Origin of the sequence: uncultured Shimia sp. (genome assembly GCF_913054185.1) — a bacterium.
Classification (GTDB): Bacteria; Pseudomonadota; Alphaproteobacteria; order Rhodobacterales; family Rhodobacteraceae; genus Shimia.
On the sequence record NZ_CAJXIV010000004.1, the window covers coordinates 1 to 15,711 of the forward strand.

15 protein-coding genes are annotated in these 15,711 nt (G+C 56.6%); 12 read left to right on the top strand and 3 right to left on the bottom strand.

All coding sequences use genetic code 11. From position 1 onward, the window contains the following. The 3 genes from QZ517_RS01460 to QZ517_RS01470 form a co-directional block, all read left to right on the top strand. The coding region (locus QZ517_RS01460; RefSeq protein ID WP_294220920.1) for an arginase family protein at positions 1-603 on the top strand (603 nt) is incomplete at its 5' end. Between the two features lie 108 nt (positions 604-711). Continuing rightward, the gene (locus QZ517_RS01465; RefSeq protein ID WP_294220923.1) at positions 712-1,755 is read left to right on the top strand and encodes an aldo/keto reductase; all 1,044 of its coding nucleotides are present in this window, start codon (positions 712-714) and stop codon (positions 1,753-1,755) included. 16 nt (positions 1,756-1,771) lie between these two features. Further along, positions 1,772-2,275 carry a hypothetical protein gene (locus QZ517_RS01470; protein WP_294220926.1) on the top strand — a complete coding sequence of 168 codons (504 nt, stop codon included), beginning with the start codon at positions 1,772-1,774 and terminating at the stop codon, positions 2,273-2,275. 27 nt (positions 2,276-2,302) lie between these two features. On the opposite strand, the gene QZ517_RS01475 is transcribed toward QZ517_RS01470, so the two are convergent. Genes QZ517_RS01475 through QZ517_RS01485 form a run of 3 tightly spaced genes read right to left on the bottom strand, consistent with a single transcriptional unit; the run spans position 2,303 to position 5,292 of the window. Continuing rightward, positions 2,303-2,890, bottom strand: coding sequence for a TadE/TadG family type IV pilus assembly protein (locus QZ517_RS01475; RefSeq protein WP_294220929.1), 588 nt, complete (start codon positions 2,888-2,890; stop codon positions 2,303-2,305). A gap of 3 nt (positions 2,891-2,893) precedes the next feature. Then, positions 2,894-3,439: a pilus assembly protein gene (locus tag QZ517_RS01480; RefSeq protein ID WP_294220932.1), complete on the bottom strand. Its 546-nt coding sequence runs from the start codon at positions 3,437-3,439 to the stop codon at positions 2,894-2,896. Then, positions 3,436-5,292 carry a VWA domain-containing protein gene (locus QZ517_RS01485; RefSeq protein WP_294220935.1) on the bottom strand — a complete coding sequence of 619 codons (1,857 nt, stop codon included), beginning with the start codon at positions 5,290-5,292 and terminating at the stop codon, positions 3,436-3,438. Before QZ517_RS01485 ends, QZ517_RS01480 begins: the two co-directional genes overlap by 4 nt. Before the next feature lie 328 nt (positions 5,293-5,620). On the opposite strand from QZ517_RS01485, the gene QZ517_RS01490 reads away from it, so the two are divergent. The 9 genes from QZ517_RS01490 (at position 5,621) to dnaG (ending at position 15,710) form a co-directional block, all read left to right on the top strand. Beyond that, on the top strand, positions 5,621-7,051 hold the full coding sequence (locus QZ517_RS01490) for a Glu/Leu/Phe/Val dehydrogenase (RefSeq protein WP_294220938.1): 1,431 nt from the start codon (positions 5,621-5,623) through the stop codon (positions 7,049-7,051). Continuing rightward, on the top strand, positions 7,051-7,638 hold the full coding sequence (locus QZ517_RS01495) for a DUF6151 family protein (protein WP_294220941.1): 588 nt from the start codon (positions 7,051-7,053) through the stop codon (positions 7,636-7,638). The genes QZ517_RS01490 and QZ517_RS01495 overlap by 1 nt, the downstream gene beginning before the upstream one ends. A 163-nt stretch (positions 7,639-7,801) precedes the next feature. Then, a complete protein-coding gene (locus tag QZ517_RS01500) occupies positions 7,802-9,058 on the top strand; it encodes a sarcosine oxidase subunit beta family protein (RefSeq protein ID WP_294220943.1) in 1,257 nt (418 codons plus the stop codon). Between the two features lie 10 nt (positions 9,059-9,068). Further along, positions 9,069-9,629, top strand: coding sequence for a hypothetical protein (locus QZ517_RS01505; RefSeq protein ID WP_294220947.1), 561 nt, complete (start codon positions 9,069-9,071; stop codon positions 9,627-9,629). After that, positions 9,626-9,898, top strand: a complete 273-nt coding sequence (locus QZ517_RS01510; protein ID WP_294220950.1) for a sarcosine oxidase subunit delta — start codon at positions 9,626-9,628, stop codon at positions 9,896-9,898. Before QZ517_RS01505 ends, QZ517_RS01510 begins: the two co-directional genes overlap by 4 nt. Further along, the gene (locus QZ517_RS01515; RefSeq protein ID WP_294220953.1) at positions 9,895-12,825 is read left to right on the top strand and encodes a sarcosine oxidase subunit alpha family protein; all 2,931 of its coding nucleotides are present in this window, start codon (positions 9,895-9,897) and stop codon (positions 12,823-12,825) included. Before QZ517_RS01510 ends, QZ517_RS01515 begins: the two co-directional genes overlap by 4 nt. Next, complete coding sequence (locus QZ517_RS01520) at positions 12,818-13,363, top strand: sarcosine oxidase subunit gamma (protein WP_294220955.1); 546 nt, start codon at positions 12,818-12,820, stop codon at positions 13,361-13,363. Before QZ517_RS01515 ends, QZ517_RS01520 begins: the two co-directional genes overlap by 8 nt. Before the next feature lie 34 nt (positions 13,364-13,397). Continuing rightward, entirely contained in the window at positions 13,398-13,733 is a 336-nt protein-coding gene (locus QZ517_RS01525; protein WP_294220958.1) for a hypothetical protein, read from the top strand. A gap of 15 nt (positions 13,734-13,748) precedes the next feature. After that, positions 13,749-15,710, top strand: coding sequence for a DNA primase (gene dnaG, locus QZ517_RS01530; protein WP_294220961.1), 1,962 nt, complete (start codon positions 13,749-13,751; stop codon positions 15,708-15,710). Position 15,711: the final 1 nt, after the last annotated feature.

Sequence of the window (15,711 nt, forward strand, 5' to 3'; positions counted from 1 at the left end):
AAAGCGGGGGCCTTGCCGGTCACCATTGGCGGGGATCATTCGATCAACATCCCCTGCATCAATGCGTTTGACGATCAGGGGCCTATCCACATTCTGCAGATCGACGCGCATCTGGATTTTGTTGATGAGCGCCACGGGGTGCGCTTTGGCCATGGCAACCCGATGCGGCGGGCGGCGGAAAAGGACTATGTCACCGGTTTCACGCAAGTGGGCATTCGCAATGTCAGCTCCACTGCCAAAGAGGGCTACGCGGATGCGCGGGCTATGGGCAGCGACATCTTGAGCGTGCGACAGGCGCGCAAGCTTGGGGCGGAGGCGTTGATCAATCGTATTCCCGAGGGCGCGCGGGTCTATGTGACGGTGGACATTGATGCTTTCTGCCCGTCAATCGCACCGGGGACAGGTACGCCCAGCCATGGAGGCTTTCTCTATTACGATGTGCTGGAGATGATGCAGGCGCTGGCCAAACAGCATGAGGTGGTTGGCATTGATCTTGTCGAAGTGGCTCCGGATTATGACCCAACAGGCTCGACAGCCATCCTCGCAGCGCAGCTTTTACTCAACACATTGGGCTTTATTTTCCACGCCCGCGGTACGCGCTGACCCGATTCTTCTCCTTCTCAAAATATCTCGGGGGTGAATTGGCGCCGCTTGCGATCAACGCCATACGCCCTAAGTTAAGCACAAACATTTGTGACAGGATGATCTCCCATGAAAATGAACCCTTTGGGTCAAACCGGCATCGACGTGTCGGAGTTTTGCCTTGGTACCATGACCTTCGGCACACAAACCGATGAAGCGGAGGCGCATCAGCAGATTGATATGTCGCTGGATGCGGGTATCAATTTTGTGGACGCGGCGGAGATGTATCCCGTCAACCCGGTAAGCCCTGAAACCCAAGGCCGCACCGAAGAGATCATTGGCACGTGGTTTGCCAAGACAGGGCGGCGCAAAGATATGATCCTCGCGACCAAGCACTCCGGTGCAGGTTTGGCGCATGTTCGGGGTGGGGCGCAGATCTCCGCCAAGACCATTCCGGAAGCGATTGAAGGCTCGCTCAATCGGCTCCAGACCGATTATATCGACCTCTACCAGTTCCACTGGCCCAACCGCGGCTCTTATATGTTCCGCCAAAACTGGGATTATGATCCGTCGGGCCAAAACAAGGCGGACACGCTGACGCATATGGGAGAGGTGCTGGAGGCCTTGCAGAAAGAGGTCGACAAAGGGCGTATTCGTGCCTTTGGGCTATCAAACGAAAGCACTTGGGGCACGGCGCAATGGCTACGGATGTCTGAAGACAAAGGTGGGCCACGGGTGGCGTCGATTCAGAACGAGTATTCGCTGCTCTGTCGCATGGGAGACACCGATCTGGCGGAGCTTTGTGTGAATGAGGACGTTGGTTGGCTGGCATTTTCTCCGCTGGCCACCGGGTTGCTGACCGGAAAATATCAGGACGGCGCAACGCCAGACGGCTCGCGCAAATCAATCAACGGTGATTTGGGAGGGCGGGTTGGCCCACGCGTGTTTGACGCGGTGCAGGCCTATTTGGACATCGCGGGCAAACACGGGCTGGATCCGGTGCATATGGCGATGGCCTTCACCGTGCAGCGGCCATTTATGTGCTCGTCGATTTTTGGGGCCACAACTGTGGATCAACTAAAGCACATTTTGGCAGGGGCTGATTTGCGACTGGGCGCAGAAGTGCTTAAAGACATCAGCGCCGCACATCGCGCGCATCCGATGCCGTATTAACTCCGTCAGGACAGACATGACCACGCAAGACACTTCGGACCTCCCAGAGGTTCTGGCCACCATCACCGCTTCCCCTATGCGCCGCCTGTTTGGCCTCGCGACTTTGTCTGTTTTGGGGGGCGTGTTGATCTACATTGCCCTGACAACAGCGCCTGCGCTGCACTGGCGGATGTTTCTGTTGGTCCTGGGCGGGTTGGTGCTTTGGTTGGCAGATGCCACCCGTCGGGCGACGGAGCACCGCATTGAGCTTACTCACCAGGGTCTTCGCAGCACGTCAGGTGAGATGATTGCACCGCTGGACAATATTGCCGCGATCAAAGTTGGCATGTTTGATCTCAAACCGTCCAATGGCTTTACGGTGCACCTTAAAAAGCCCCGGTCGCGCAAGTGGCAACCGGGGCTTTGGTGGGCGTTTGGCCGTCGGGTGGGCATTGGCGGCGTAACACCCGGATCTGAGGCAAAGTCTATGGCTCAGATCATTGAAGCACTGATGGCGGAGCGGAGTCAAACCGAGGGGTAAAGGCTCCGCGCTGCAACAGCGCCTGTCTTAGCTGTTGCTCCAGGCCAATTGTGGCGCAAAGCGGGGGCGGGTGAACACAAATGTCTCGATATCCATGTTCAGCGCGCTTTCTTCACCGTAGGGGCGCTTGCCATTCCAGCCGGCTAGAATTGGCGGCGAATAATGAGCCGATGTTTCCACAACGATCAAACTTTCGCCGTCCACCAGGACTGGCAATTTGCCCTTCATCGCTTCAAACTCTGATGCCGTGATGCCGCTGCCACTGCCATTACTGCGAGACCAAGACAGTTCATAGTCGCCGGAAACCGGGCTCCAAAACACATGACTCACAGTGAGCGTGTGCTCGCTACGAACTGTGGAGATTTCCTCCAATACGGCGTGCACACCATCAAGGTAATCTGCGTTTACGGCGGTGGTTTCGCGCGACAACATGTCGGATACGGCAAATGCGGCTTTCTCCGTGGTCGACTTTGCGCGGTAGGCGTCAAAGATGTTCATCATGACAAACAGACAGAACAGCAGGGTCGGGAAAATGATTGCAGATTCGACTGCAACAGAGCCCGAGGCGTCCTTGCGGAACGTCGCAAGAGATTTGCGTAGGTTCATTACAGACATGGATCAACGAGGCTCCTGAACAAAGGTGTTTTCAACAACTAAGGCGTACTCGCCCTCGCTGTTGCGGACGGCGACCGGCACAAACAAGGCGCCGGGGAAGATGGCCTGAACCGAGGCGCAGGCCCGCACGAACATCATCTCATTGGCTGCGCCATCGTCAAAGCGTACCACTGGATCAACGGTTGCGTTGTCTTCGTGCAACGTGCCGCAGGTGCTGGCCTCAGGCACTTCGGTCCAATTGCGAGGGTCGCGTTGGAACATCTGCAGAGACAGATTGTTTGTGCAATCCGGGATGACGCTGGCCTGATCGCAAATTTGCTGGACCAGTTCATCGTGGGACGGTGCATGCCCAGTGGAGAGGCGAATGTCGCGCACCGCCACATCAAGTGACCTTTCCAGATAAGCGTAACGCAGGGACATCAAGCCAAGTTCGGCGGATGCCAGGAAAACGCTCAAGTAGAAGGGTACCATGATGACAAAGTCGACCGTGACGGCACCATCTTCCTTGCGCAGGATTGAGCGGGCTTTTTTGAGAACCGTATGGATCATTGGATCAACCTCAGCTGACGGATGGATGTTGCGATGGCGGCAAAGGCGTCGCGGATTTCGAGGCCCTGCACGTCGAAGTAGTGGCTGTCAGAGCTGGCGCAGTCTTTGAGAACCACACGCGCTGCATCAGGTGCTTCGAAACCAATTGCGAAGACAATGACGCCTTGTTCTTTGGCGGCCTCACAAACGCTGCGGGTGCGGGCGTCTTTGGTGCCGTAGCCCACATCGTCGATCACCGGGTAATACCATTCGTTCCGAGCGGCACTTTCGCCCATCAGAGGACCATAGATATTGTCGGCCACGTATTTCGGTGTCGTGTAGGCCCACAGGTCTGCATAGGACAGAACTTTGGCTTCGCCTGGTTCGTTCACTGTCACGGTTTTTTTGATCTTGTAGTACCGCTTGCAGCTGCCGTTGCGACGATAAGACCGACACACGTCCGAGTTCACAGTTTCCGTGGTCTCGTAGCTGCCTTCGCCATAGGCGTGGTCTTTGTACTTGTACTGCGACGGCCAGAAATAGATCGGTTCATTGTAGATGCCGTCATTGTCGTCGTCCCATTCGTCTTCACCGAGATAGATCGAATAGAAGTCTTCTTGCGCGTTGTACCAAACGTTGGAGTCATCGTAACGGTAGTTTTCGGTCACAAAGTGCTGACGCGTGTTTTGACCATCCGACATCAGGACCACAATTTTCAAAGATTCATTGCTGCCGTAGTCATATGGGCGTCCCTCAAACACATTGGAAATGGTGCCTGTGTCTCCATCGGTGCTGTCGATCATGCTTGAGACCACCGGTTGAAATGCCGGATCAAGCAGGGCGGTGCCCCATTTCATGCCGGTGTCGATGGAGGTGTTGCCTTTGGCAAAAAAGCTGTCGATGTAGTTCTTCAACGCCTGTGTGTCGTTCTGCATCAGCGCCAATTCACGAGAGCTCTCTTGTCGGCAATCGATGTAGCTATCGTTGACCACAGAATTGCTGGAGCGATTGTCGTACTCGCTGCTGCTCCAGGTGAAGTGAAGCGTGCGATCGTATGTATCGGTTGGGGAGATAGAGTTGGTGTTGTAATCTGCGGCACTAAAATTCAGACAATTTGCAACCGGGTTTTCACCCTGGGTTTGCAACGCTGCCATAACTTCGTCCGGGGCAGATACCTGCGCGGAGTAGGGGACAATCGAGATCGACATGGTGGCGTCCTCGGTGTTGTCGTCCATGGTCTGCACAAACTCTTTTGCGGCAATCTTCAGGTTGCTCAAGCGACTGTTGTTGCCCATTGAGCCGGACACATCGAGCACCATCGAAATTTCGATGTTGCCGATACGCTCCTCTGCGGTGCCACTTGCGCCGATGGTCAGGCTGGTGCGTGCGGGGAGCTTGGTTGCCAGTCCTTGTGCTTCAGCGCTGGTGTATACGTCTCCGGCGGGTTGCTCGGGCCGCAGCGTGTCGAAGTCCCGTCCAACCGTGCTGTACACGAGGTTGGATTCGATTTGTGCCGTTGCGCTCACACTGCGATGGTTGAGGGACTGGGACACGGTCACTTCGTTGAGCGTGTGTGCAACGCCTGCCTTGTCAAAGTAATCCGCTACAACCACATCGGCGGCGCGCGTTTGATCCAGATCCGCGGCGGCCAAAATGGCGCGATCCAATGTGTGCTGCAGCTGTGTGCGCCGCATTTCTGCGAGCATGATGTCGGCGCCAATGCCACCAATCATGATCATCATAATGATGAGAAAAACGCTAAAGCCGACCATGACACCGTCTTCTTCCTTGCGGAAACGGTGTGTGCCCAACCGCCAAAGGGCCTTTGGCAGGGGCGTAACAGGTGGCCTTTTCGGTGCCTGAAACTGTTTCATTTTACATACCTCTCTGCGACACACCCGACATGGGACTCCCCGTCTCCAGACGGTCTGCGTCGCAAATTCTTATTTCAATGGATTGGGGCGCAATTGGGGCGAAACCTAGCAGTTCGTTAGGCGATGATTAAGATTTTTCTCAATTATTGCAGATGGTTGGATACAGTTCTGGCCGCTTGGGGGCTTCTGTTTCCAAGATGGAGACAGAGACAAGTTATGGTGTTGCGAATTTTCAACTGTTATCTTTGCGGCTGTTATGACCTTACTCATACTTAAGTCGGTAAGTGTGGCAGTGAGTCGCAGTGTGTTGCTTGTCGGGAGGATAATGATGAGCGCTATTAAAGAACCGAGTTTTCGGGAAAGTGTTGACCTAATGTTCAATCGCGCGGTGGCGCTGATGGACTTGCCACCGGGCTTGGAAGAAAAAATTCGCGTGTGTAACGCGACCTACACCGTGCGCTTTGGGGTACGTTTGCGCGGGCAAATCCAAACGTTCACGGGCTATCGGTCTGTGCACTCAGAGCACATGGAGCCTGTCAAAGGTGGTATCCGTTTTGCGCCTAGTGTGAACCAGAACGAAGTCGAAGCACTGGCGGCATTGATGACGTACAAATGTGCGCTTGTGGAAGCGCCGTTTGGTGGGTCCAAAGGTGGGCTGTGCATTGATCCGCGTAAATACGACGAACATGAGTTGGAACGCATCACGCGCCGCTTTGCTTATGAGTTGGCCAAGCGTGATCTGATCCACCCATCGCAAAACGTGCCCGCGCCTGACATGGGCACCGGCGAGCGTGAGATGGCCTGGATTGCAGACCAATACGCGCGCATGAACACCACAGACATCAATGCGCGCGCCTGTGTCACTGGCAAACCGCTTAACGCGGGGGGGATTTCTGGTCGTGTCGAAGCGACCGGCCGGGGCGTGCAGTATGCGCTGCAAGAGTTCTTCCGGGATGAGCGTGGCGTTGCAAAGGCAGGCTTGGAAGGCACGCTTGATGGCAAGCGCGTCATTGTGCAGGGTCTCGGCAATGTGGGTTTCCACGCGGCGAAGTTCCTGTCGGATGAAGACGGATCAAAGATCGTCGGCGTTATTGAGCGCGATGGTGCGCTATACAACGAAGACGGCATTGACGTTGACGCGGTGCAGCAGTGGCTGGCCAAACATGGTGGTGTGTCCGGGTACCCGGATGCAACCTACACCCGCGAAGGCGGCAAAGTGTTGGAAGAGGCCTGTGACATCCTTATTCCGGCGGCGCTGGAAGGGGTGATCAACATGGAGAATGCGGCGCGCATTCAGGCCCCGTTGATCATTGAAGCTGCGAACGGTCCGGTGACTGCCGGGGCGGATGATATCCTGCGCAAAAAGGGCACCGTGATCATTCCCGATATGTATGCCAACGCCGGTGGTGTGACCGTGTCCTACTTTGAGTGGGTCAAAAACCTCAGCCACATCCGCTTTGGCCGCATGCAGCGTCGCCAGGAAGAGGCGCGTCACCAGTTGGTGGTGGATGAGCTTGAGCAGATCAGTCAAGCGCTGGGCAACCAGTACAGTTTGACCGACAGATTTAAGCAGAAGTATCTGCGTGGGGCGGATGAGCTGGAGCTTGTGCGGTCTGGGCTTGATGACACCATGCGCATTGCCTATCAATCTATGCGAGATGTGTGGCACGACCGTGCCGATGTAGAGGATTTGCGCACAGCGGCCTACCTCGTGTCGATTGAGAAGGTGGCAGCCAGCTATCGCGCAAAAGGACTTTGATGGTTGATTTGACGATTGGCTGCCGGTGTGGGCAGTTTGGTGCAAAACTAAAAAATGTGAGCCCGAAAACGGGCTCACATGTGCAATGTCACTGCAAAGATTGTCAGGCTGGCGCACATGCGCTGGGTGCGGAAGAGACGCTTTTGCCGCGTGGTGGCTCTGATATCTTTCAGACCATTCCCGCAAATTTGGAACTCACCAAGGGTCAGGATCATCTGGCCTGCCTGCGGTTGTCACCCAAAGGGCTTATGCGGTGGTACGCAAGCTGCTGTAACACGCCGGTGTTCAACACGTTGGGTGGCACGAAGTTGGCTTTTATTGGTGTGTCGGTACCGACGATGCAAGGCGACGGTGTTGGCAAGGCCATCGGTAAGGTGATTGCAGTGGTGCAGACCAAGGATGCGCCGTTTGGCACGGAACCTCTCAAGGATTACGGGTTCAACAAAGCTGGATTTAATGTGTTGGCGCGGCATTTTGGGGCGCTGATGCGCGGCCAGGTGAAGGACAATCCATTGTTTGAGGGTGGCGCGCCTGTCGTGGAACCTCGTGTGTTAAGTAAGGCAGAGCGCAAAGCGGCGACACCTTAAGCAAGCCTTGTAGAACTTCTCCAAAACCCTGATTGCAATTGACCGTTTAGCGACGCATTCTGTCGCTAAGCGGCCATCCTTGCGCGGAAATTATGCGCCTGATGTCAGGAGGTCGTGTCGGATTTGAAGGCACACCTTCACTGGGTAATCAGGGGACAAAAACATGCGGTTTTCCGGCCTCAAGGTTTTGGCAGAGGGACTGACTGGCAACAAAGGCTGGTCCGCGCATTGGCGTGATGCTCAGCCCAAGCCGGAATATGACATGGTGATCATTGGCGGCGGTGGGCATGGTTTGTCGACCGCCTATTACCTTGCCAAGAACCACGGCATGACCAATATCGCCGTGCTGGAGAAAGGCTACCTTGGCGGCGGCAATGTCGGGCGCAACACCACCATTGTGCGGGCCAACTACTTTTTGCAGGGCAATAGCGAGTTTTACTCCCATTCGATGAAGCTCTGGGAAGGGCTTGAACAGGACCTCAACTACAATGTGATGTTTTCCCAACGTGGATTGGTCAACCTGTTTCACAGTGACGGGCAGCGGGATGCGTTTGCGCGGCGTGGCAACATGATGATCAATCAGGGGGATGATGCGGAACTGCTAGATCGGGAAGGGGTGCGCAAGAAGCTGCCTTACCTGGACTTTGAGCAGGGACGATTTCCGATCTATGGCGGGCTGTATCATCCACGCGGCGGTACGGCCCGCCATGATGCGGTGGCCTGGGGTTATGCCAGGGGGGCCTCTGATCGCGGTGTGGATCTGGTGCAGAATTGTGAAGTCACGGGCATCGACATCGAAGAGGGTGTTGTGAAAGGGGTGCAGACCAGCAAAGGCGTGATCCGGGCCAAGAAGGTTGGGATCATTGTGGCTGGTCGGTCCGGATTGGTGGCGGGCATGGCCGGACGGCGGTTGCCAATTGAGAGCCATGTGTTGCAGGCCTTTGTGACCGAGGGACTCAAGCCGGTGATGGATCATGTGATCAGTTTTGGCATGGGGCACTTCTATATCAGTCAGTCGGACAAAGGTGGATTGGTGTTTGGTGGCGATCTGGATTTCTACAGCTCCTATGCCCAGCGCGGCAACCTGCCGATGAAAGAACATGTTATGGAAGCGGGCATGACACTGATGCCGATGATTGGCAAAGCGAAGGTGCTGCGGTCTTGGGGCGGGATCATGGATATGACGCCAGATGGTTCGCCCATTATTGATAAGATGGAGGGTATTGACGGGCTCTACATCGATTGTGGTTGGAACTACGGCGGGTTCAAAGCGGTGCCGGCTTCTGGCTGGTGTATGGCGCATTTGATGGCGACGGATCAGCACCATGACCATGCCGCGAAGTTCCGGATGGATCGGTTCCGCACTGGCGTGGGGATCATGGATGAAGAGGGCACCGGCTCTCAGCACAATTTGCATTGAGGGCGTGGTGATGAAAGTTTTGATCAGGAGTTTGGCGTTGAGTGGGGTAATGCTGGCGGGGCCTGTGTTGGCTGAAGGGCCAGATGCAGGGTGTTATGTGCGTGATTACTCCGATGCGCATTTGGCAGGGCAACCTGCGCAGGTGGTCGATTGGATGCAGTTGTGGATCTATCAAGACGACAATCAGAACAAGCTGGCCAACATGCTGGTTGGCTTTTCCAATCAAGGTCATGTGGCGGGTACCGAACACGCGGGGCAGGTGTTGGATCAGTTTCTGCTGTGCTTTGACTACGACGGCCGAAAAGGCTGCGCGGTAGAATGTGATGGCGGCAATTTCTATGTGGCACGCGACACCGGCGAGGCCATGACCATTGAGACCGACAATTTGTGGGTGGGCGAAACCGACAGTTGTGGTGGCGCAGTGGATCTGGCGGAGGTGCCAGGCAAACCCGTGAAGTACAAGCTCAACCGAGTGGCGGCGCATCAATGTGAGGCTGCGCGCAGCGTTTATGATTTTAAGCAGAACAGCACCTCGGAAGCAGAACAGAGCAGCTCTGAGGACAGCAAATGAGATTGACCTGTCCGCATTGTGGCGAACGTGATCGGCGCGAGTTTTACTATCAGGGCGATGCGGTGGCGTTGAACCGTCCTGATCCGGACGCCAGTGATGTGGTGTGGGATGACTATTTGCACAACCGCGACAATCCGGCGGGGATGACACGAGACCTTTGGTATCATGAAGGCGGTTGCGGCGCCTGGATTGTGGTCTCGCGCAACACAGTGACCCATGAGGTTTTGACCACGGCGTTGGCATCTGATGTGAAGGAGGCCAGCGCATGAGGATTGCGGGCAGGGGCCGTGTGGATCGGAGCAAGCCGGTCAGTTTTACTTTTGATAGTCATCGCGTGCAGGGCTTTGCGGGAGACACAGTGGCCTCTGCGTTGTTGGCCAACGACATCAAGCTTGTGGCACGGTCGTTCAAATATCACCGTCCACGCGGCGTGATGGGCGCGGGCTCAGAGGAGGCCAATGCGTTGGTCACCGTGGGGCGGGCGGCACATCAGGACCCGAATGTGCGGGCCACGATGCAGGAAATCTATGATGGTCTTGAAGTGCGCAGCCAGAACCGTTGGCCCAGTCTGGATGTGGACCTTTTGGCAATCAACGATCTTGCAGCCCCGTTTCTTGGGGCGGGATTTTATTACAAGACATTCATGTGGCCCAAGGCATTTTGGGAGCGGGTGTATGAGCCGATCATTCGCCGGTCGGCTGGCCTGGGCGCGCTGTCCGGTGCGCACAATGAAGACCTGTATGAGAAAGCCTTTGCCTTCTGTGATGTGCTGGTGATTGGCGCCGGGCCTGCGGGTCTGATGGCGGCTTTGACGGCGGCGCGGGCTGGGGCTGACGTTCTGTTGGCCGATGAGGACAGCGAACTTGGCGGGCGCTTGAACAGCGAGAACGAAGAGGTGGATGGTATTTCCGCGTCGGAATGGGCGGCGGATGTGGTGGATGAGCTGTCTGCCATGCCCAATGTGCGGATGATGCCGCGCACCACGGTGACTGGTGCTTATGATCAGGGCACCTTCGGAGCATTGGAGCGGGTCAGCCATCATTTGAATGACGCAAGTGGACGACCGTTGGAGTGTTTCTGGCGCATCGTGGCGAAGCGTACAATCCTGTGTACTGGGGCCATTGAGCGGCCTATTGCGTTTCGCAACAACGACCGGCCCGGCATTATGAGTGCGGCGGCGGTGCGCACCTATGTGAACCGTTACGGTGTGGCCCCGGGGCGTGCGGTAACCGTGTTCACCAACAATGACGACGGCCATCGCACGGCGCGGGATTTGAGGGCTGCGGGTGTGCATGTGACGGCGGTGTTGGACAGTCGAAAAGATGCGCCAGAGGGGCAGGGTTACCAGGTGATTCCTGGGGCTGAGGTCTGTGACGCAGGAGGGCGTAAGGCGCTCGAAAGTGTCACCTACCGAACGGTTAGCGGCGAAGAGAAGCTTGGCACGGATTGTCTGGCGGTGTCTGGCGGTTGGAACCCATCGGTGCATTTGACCTGCCATATGAATGGGCGGCCAGAGTGGAGCGAGGACATTCAGAGTTTTGGCCCAGTGGAGGGCATGGTGCCGGGCATGACCACAGCGGGGGCGTGTAACGGCACATTCTCGACGCTGGGTGCGCTGAACGAAGGGGCTGAGAAAGCCAATGAGGCTGTGGAGGCGCTGGGTTTCAAGGCTGTGGAAACGGAGCGGCTCGTGGCAGAGGACGCGCCTTACAACTTGGAACCGCTTTGGGCAGTGGCAGGACGTGGCCGCGCGTGGTTGGATTTTCAGAACGACGTGACCGTGAAGGATGTGAAGCAGGCTGCGAAGGAGAACTTTCGCTCTGTGGAACATATGAAACGCTACACCACTCAGGGCATGGCACCGGATCAGGGAAAAACCTCCAGCATGGGTGCATTGGCTGTGCTGGCGGATGCCACAGGGCGGGGCATTCCGGAAACGGGAACCACGACATTCCGCCCGCCGTTTGTGCCGGTGAGCATTGCCGCGCTGGGTGCTGGTGGGCAGGGCATTGGCTTTTCGCCGGAGCGGTTCACAACCAGCCATGAGGCCAGCGTCACTGATGGCGCGCCGATGATTGAGGCGGGGCTTTGGTATCGTCCGAGCTATTTCCCAAAGACGGGCGAAACCAAGTGGCGGCAAAGCTGTGACCGTGAGGTGCAGATGGTACGCAATGCGGTTGGGGTGTGTGATGTGTCCACGCTAGGCAAGATCGACATTCAAGGCTCGGACGCGGGGGCGTTTCTGGATTTTGTCTACACCAATACGTTTAGCACGCTGAAGCTGGGCAAGGTGCGCTATGGTTTGATGCTGCGTGAAGACGGCACGGTGTTGGATGACGGCACAACCGCGCGTTTGGGCGAAGAGCATTTTGTCATGACTACCACCACGGCGGCGGCGGGGCCGGTGATGCGGCATCTGGAGTATGTGCATCAATGTTTGCGGCCAGAACTGGATGTGTCGATGGTGTCGGTGACCGAACATTGGGCGCAGTTTGCGGTTGCGGGGCCAAAGTCGCGGGAGCTGCTGTCTGGTATTGTGGGCGAGGAGATCGACAACGAGCGCATTCCGTTCATGGGCTGCGGAGAGATCACAGTTGGCGGCATACGCGGGCGATTGTTCCGCATTTCATTCAGCGGAGAACATGCATACGAAATTGCGGTGCCCGCGCGTTATGGTGAGAGCCTGTATCAGGCGCTGGTGCAAAAGGCGGAGGCGCTGGGCGGCGGGGCTTATGGCATGGAAGCGCTTAATGTGCTGCGCATAGAAAAAGGCTTCATCACCCATTCGGAAATCCACGGGCGCACGACGGCTTTTGATATTGGCATGGAACGCATGGTGAGCGCCAAGAAAGATTGCATCGGCAAAACAATGAGTGAGCGGCCCGGCCTATATGGCGATGAGCGTGAGCAGTTGGTGGGCTTAAAGCCGGTGGGGGCAGTGAAGCAATTAACCGCCGGGGCACATTTGTTTGAGGTGGACGCAGACCCCGTGCGCGAGAATGAGCAGGGGTATACCACCTCCGTCGGCTTCTCGACGACCTTTGAGAGTTTCCTTGGGCTGGCGTTTTTGCGCAATGGGCGGGCGCGGCATGGGGAGCAGGTGGTGATGGTGGACCATTTGCGCGGCGTGACTGCGCGCTGTGAGGTGTGTGATCCGGTTTTTTTTGACCCCGAAGGAGGGCGGATGCGTGGTTGAGTTGATTGCAAAGACGCCTTGTGAAACCTTGCTGCCGCTGACCGTTGGCGATGTGTCGTTGACCGAAGAACTGCCGGTGAGCCTGACGATGATCACCGCCCGCAAGGAACGGTTCGCAGCCTGTTCCGATCTCTTGAAGTCCGCGCATGGCATGGCAATGCCAAAACCCAATCGGGCGACGGGCACGGCTGCGAGCCGTGCTGTCTGGTTCGGGCCTGGTCAGGCCATGTTGCTTGGACCTACGCCAAACTGGATCCTGCAGAACGAGGCCACTGTGGTGGATCAAAGCGATGCTTGGACGGTTGTGAAGCTGGAAGGCGCAGAGGCAGAGGGTGTGTTGGCACGGCTTGTGCCTGTTGACTTGCGCGCGACGACCTTCAAACGCGGGAACACGGCGCGTACGATGCTGGGACATATGACGGTGTCGGTGACCCGTGTCGGGGAGCAGGTGTTTCAGATCATGACGTTCCGCTCCATGGCCAAAACACTTGTTCACGATTTGCAAAGGGCCATGGAAAGCCTTGCCGCACGCGGGTAGTCTCGCTGGGTCTAAAGTGATTCAGGAGGCCTTGATGGTCCGTTATACTCTCGTGGCGCTGATGCTAAGCAGTGCAGCCTATGCAGCCGATGGCAAAGAAGACACCTGTATGTATCAGGGTCAGGTTATCAAAGCGATCCAGGACGCGCGCCTGGACAAGGTGAAGGCTAAAGATTTGGAAGAGTATCTGCTGGCTAGCGAGCCAACTTGGCCCGAAAACTACAACGCGGCAATTCTGCATTTTGCGCCGGTGGTCTATGGTGCCAAAAAGCGAGACCTGAAAAAGATCGATCTGGGTGCACAAGTTGAGCAACAGTGTCTGGACAATTGGGACCAAATTCAGGAAATGCAGAAGTCCGCTTCAAACTGACCTAATCGGATCAACATGTCCTTACCGCCCGGATTCCTAGATGAGCTTCGCAGCCGCACCTCCATCGTTCAGGTGGTGGGGCGCAAAGTCATGTGGGAAGCGCGCAAGTCCAATCAGGGCAAGGGTGACATGTGGGCGCCGTGCCCGTTTCACCATGAAAAAACCGCGTCTTTTCATGTCGATGATCGCAAGGGGTATTATTACTGTTTTGGCTGTCAGGCCAAGGGCGACGCGATCAAGTTTGTGACCGAAACCGAGAACGTCGGCTTTATGGAAGCGGTGGAAATTCTGGCGGAAGAAGCTGGGATGACCATGCCCAAGCGTGATCCGCAGGCGCAACAGAAAGCTGACCGTCGCACGCAGCTGTCGGATGTCATGGAAATGGCTGTGCAGCATTTCCGGCTGATGTTGAATGCTGGGGCAGGGAGCGAGGCGCGGGCTTACCTTGATCGGCGCGGCATGGCGCAGGAGACGCGGGACAGATTTGACATCGGTTTTGCACCGGACGGGTGGCAGGGCCTTTGGGATGCGTTGACCGGCAAAGGCGTGGACCCGGACTTGATCATGGGCGCTGGGCTGGCAAAGCCGTCCAACAAAGGTGGCAAGCCCTATGACACCTTCCGCAATCGGATTATGTTCCCCATCCGGGATGCGCGCGGCAAATGCATTGCCTTTGGTGGGCGGGCGATGGACCCAAATGACAATGCCAAATATCTCAACAGTCCGGAGACGGAGCTGTTTGACAAAGGACGCAGCCTCTACAACCATGGTCCGGCACGGGAAGCTGCAGGTAAAGGCCAGCCTTTGATTGTGGCGGAAGGCTACATGGATGTGATTGCCTTGTGTGACGCTGGCTTTGGCGCCTCGGTGGCGCCGCTGGGGACAGCGGTAACAGAAAACCAGTTGCAGTTGCTGTGGCGGATTTCAGATGAGCCAATCATCGCGCTTGATGGTGATAAGGCGGGCATTCGCGCGGCCATGCGGGTTGTTGATTTGGCTTTGCCCTTGCTGGAAGCCGGCAAATCTCTACGCTTTGCGATCATGCCAGATGGGCAAGACCCTGACGACCTGATCAAGGCAAAAGGCGCAAGTGCTGTGCAAAAGGTGCTCGATGCGGCCATGCCAATGGTGAACCTGCTCTGGCAACGTGAAATCGAAGGCAAGGTGTTTGACAGTCCGGAGAGACGGGCTGCGCTCGACAAACTGCTCAAACAGAAGATTAAATTGATCCAGGACCCTTCGATCCGCAGCCACTACGGCGAAGCGATTAAGGAGTTGCGTTTCCATTTGTTCCGACCGCAACGGGGCGGCGGAAAAGGCACATTCAAAAAAGGCAAATGGAGCGCGGAGCCGACGGTGCAAGCCCACACCAAGACGTCGATGTTGGCGGCCAGCGAAGGGCCCGTGGAGAGACGGGTGCGCGAGGCCGTGGTTTTGGCCGTGGCCTTGGTCAATCCAGAACTGCTGGATGATTTTGAGTATGAGATCGAAAGCATGAACTGTTTGGATCAGGACAACGCGCATTTGCGAGATGTTTTGCTGCGTTATGCCAACACTCCTGATCCACGTAGCAATGTAGAAATGGCTTTGGGGCTGGAGATGGTTGAAAACCTGCTGCGCCAACCCCATGTCGCCATCACCCCCGCGGTACGTAAGCCCGGCGACATGGCGCTGGCGCGCATGACGCTGACCGAGGAGCTCGCAAAGCTCAAAACCGAGCGGGGGTTGAGCGAAGAAATCGCCGAAGCCGAAGAAGATCTCCTAAGTGTTGCTGATGAGGCAATGACGTGGCGGTTGGGACAAGCGGCTGAGGCGCGAAACAGAGCAATGCAAAGCGGTCTCGACGAAGAAGGCGGGGGCGATTTTGCTGTTGGCGACAATGGGGCGCCAATTGACAAGGATGAACGCGCGGCGTTGGATGCGCTGCGGGAAATGATCGATTTTACGAGGGGTGGGAAGCCACCACGCAAGGGATAAT

Bases quoted from the DNA above. Each gene is read 5' to 3' on its own strand.
- QZ517_RS01465 (WP_294220923.1), top strand. From the start codon at position 712: ATGAAAATGAACCCTTTGGGTCAAACCGGCATCGACGTGTCGGAGTTT.
- QZ517_RS01470 (WP_294220926.1), top strand. From the start codon at position 1,772: ATGACCACGCAAGACACTTCGGACCTCCCAGAGGTTCTGGCCACCATC.
- QZ517_RS01475 (WP_294220929.1), bottom strand. From the start codon at position 2,890: ATGTCTGTAATGAACCTACGCAAATCTCTTGCGACGTTCCGCAAGGAC.
- QZ517_RS01480 (WP_294220932.1), bottom strand. From the start codon at position 3,439: ATGATCCATACGGTTCTCAAAAAAGCCCGCTCAATCCTGCGCAAGGAA.
- QZ517_RS01485 (WP_294220935.1), bottom strand. From the start codon at position 5,292: ATGAAACAGTTTCAGGCACCGAAAAGGCCACCTGTTACGCCCCTGCCA.
- QZ517_RS01490 (WP_294220938.1), top strand. From the start codon at position 5,621: ATGAGCGCTATTAAAGAACCGAGTTTTCGGGAAAGTGTTGACCTAATG.
- QZ517_RS01495 (WP_294220941.1), top strand. From the start codon at position 7,051: ATGGTTGATTTGACGATTGGCTGCCGGTGTGGGCAGTTTGGTGCAAAA.
- QZ517_RS01500 (WP_294220943.1), top strand. From the start codon at position 7,802: ATGCGGTTTTCCGGCCTCAAGGTTTTGGCAGAGGGACTGACTGGCAAC.
- QZ517_RS01505 (WP_294220947.1), top strand. From the start codon at position 9,069: ATGAAAGTTTTGATCAGGAGTTTGGCGTTGAGTGGGGTAATGCTGGCG.
- QZ517_RS01510 (WP_294220950.1), top strand. From the start codon at position 9,626: ATGAGATTGACCTGTCCGCATTGTGGCGAACGTGATCGGCGCGAGTTT.
- QZ517_RS01515 (WP_294220953.1), top strand. From the start codon at position 9,895: ATGAGGATTGCGGGCAGGGGCCGTGTGGATCGGAGCAAGCCGGTCAGT.
- QZ517_RS01525 (WP_294220958.1), top strand. From the start codon at position 13,398: ATGGTCCGTTATACTCTCGTGGCGCTGATGCTAAGCAGTGCAGCCTAT.
- dnaG (WP_294220961.1), top strand. From the start codon at position 13,749: ATGTCCTTACCGCCCGGATTCCTAGATGAGCTTCGCAGCCGCACCTCC.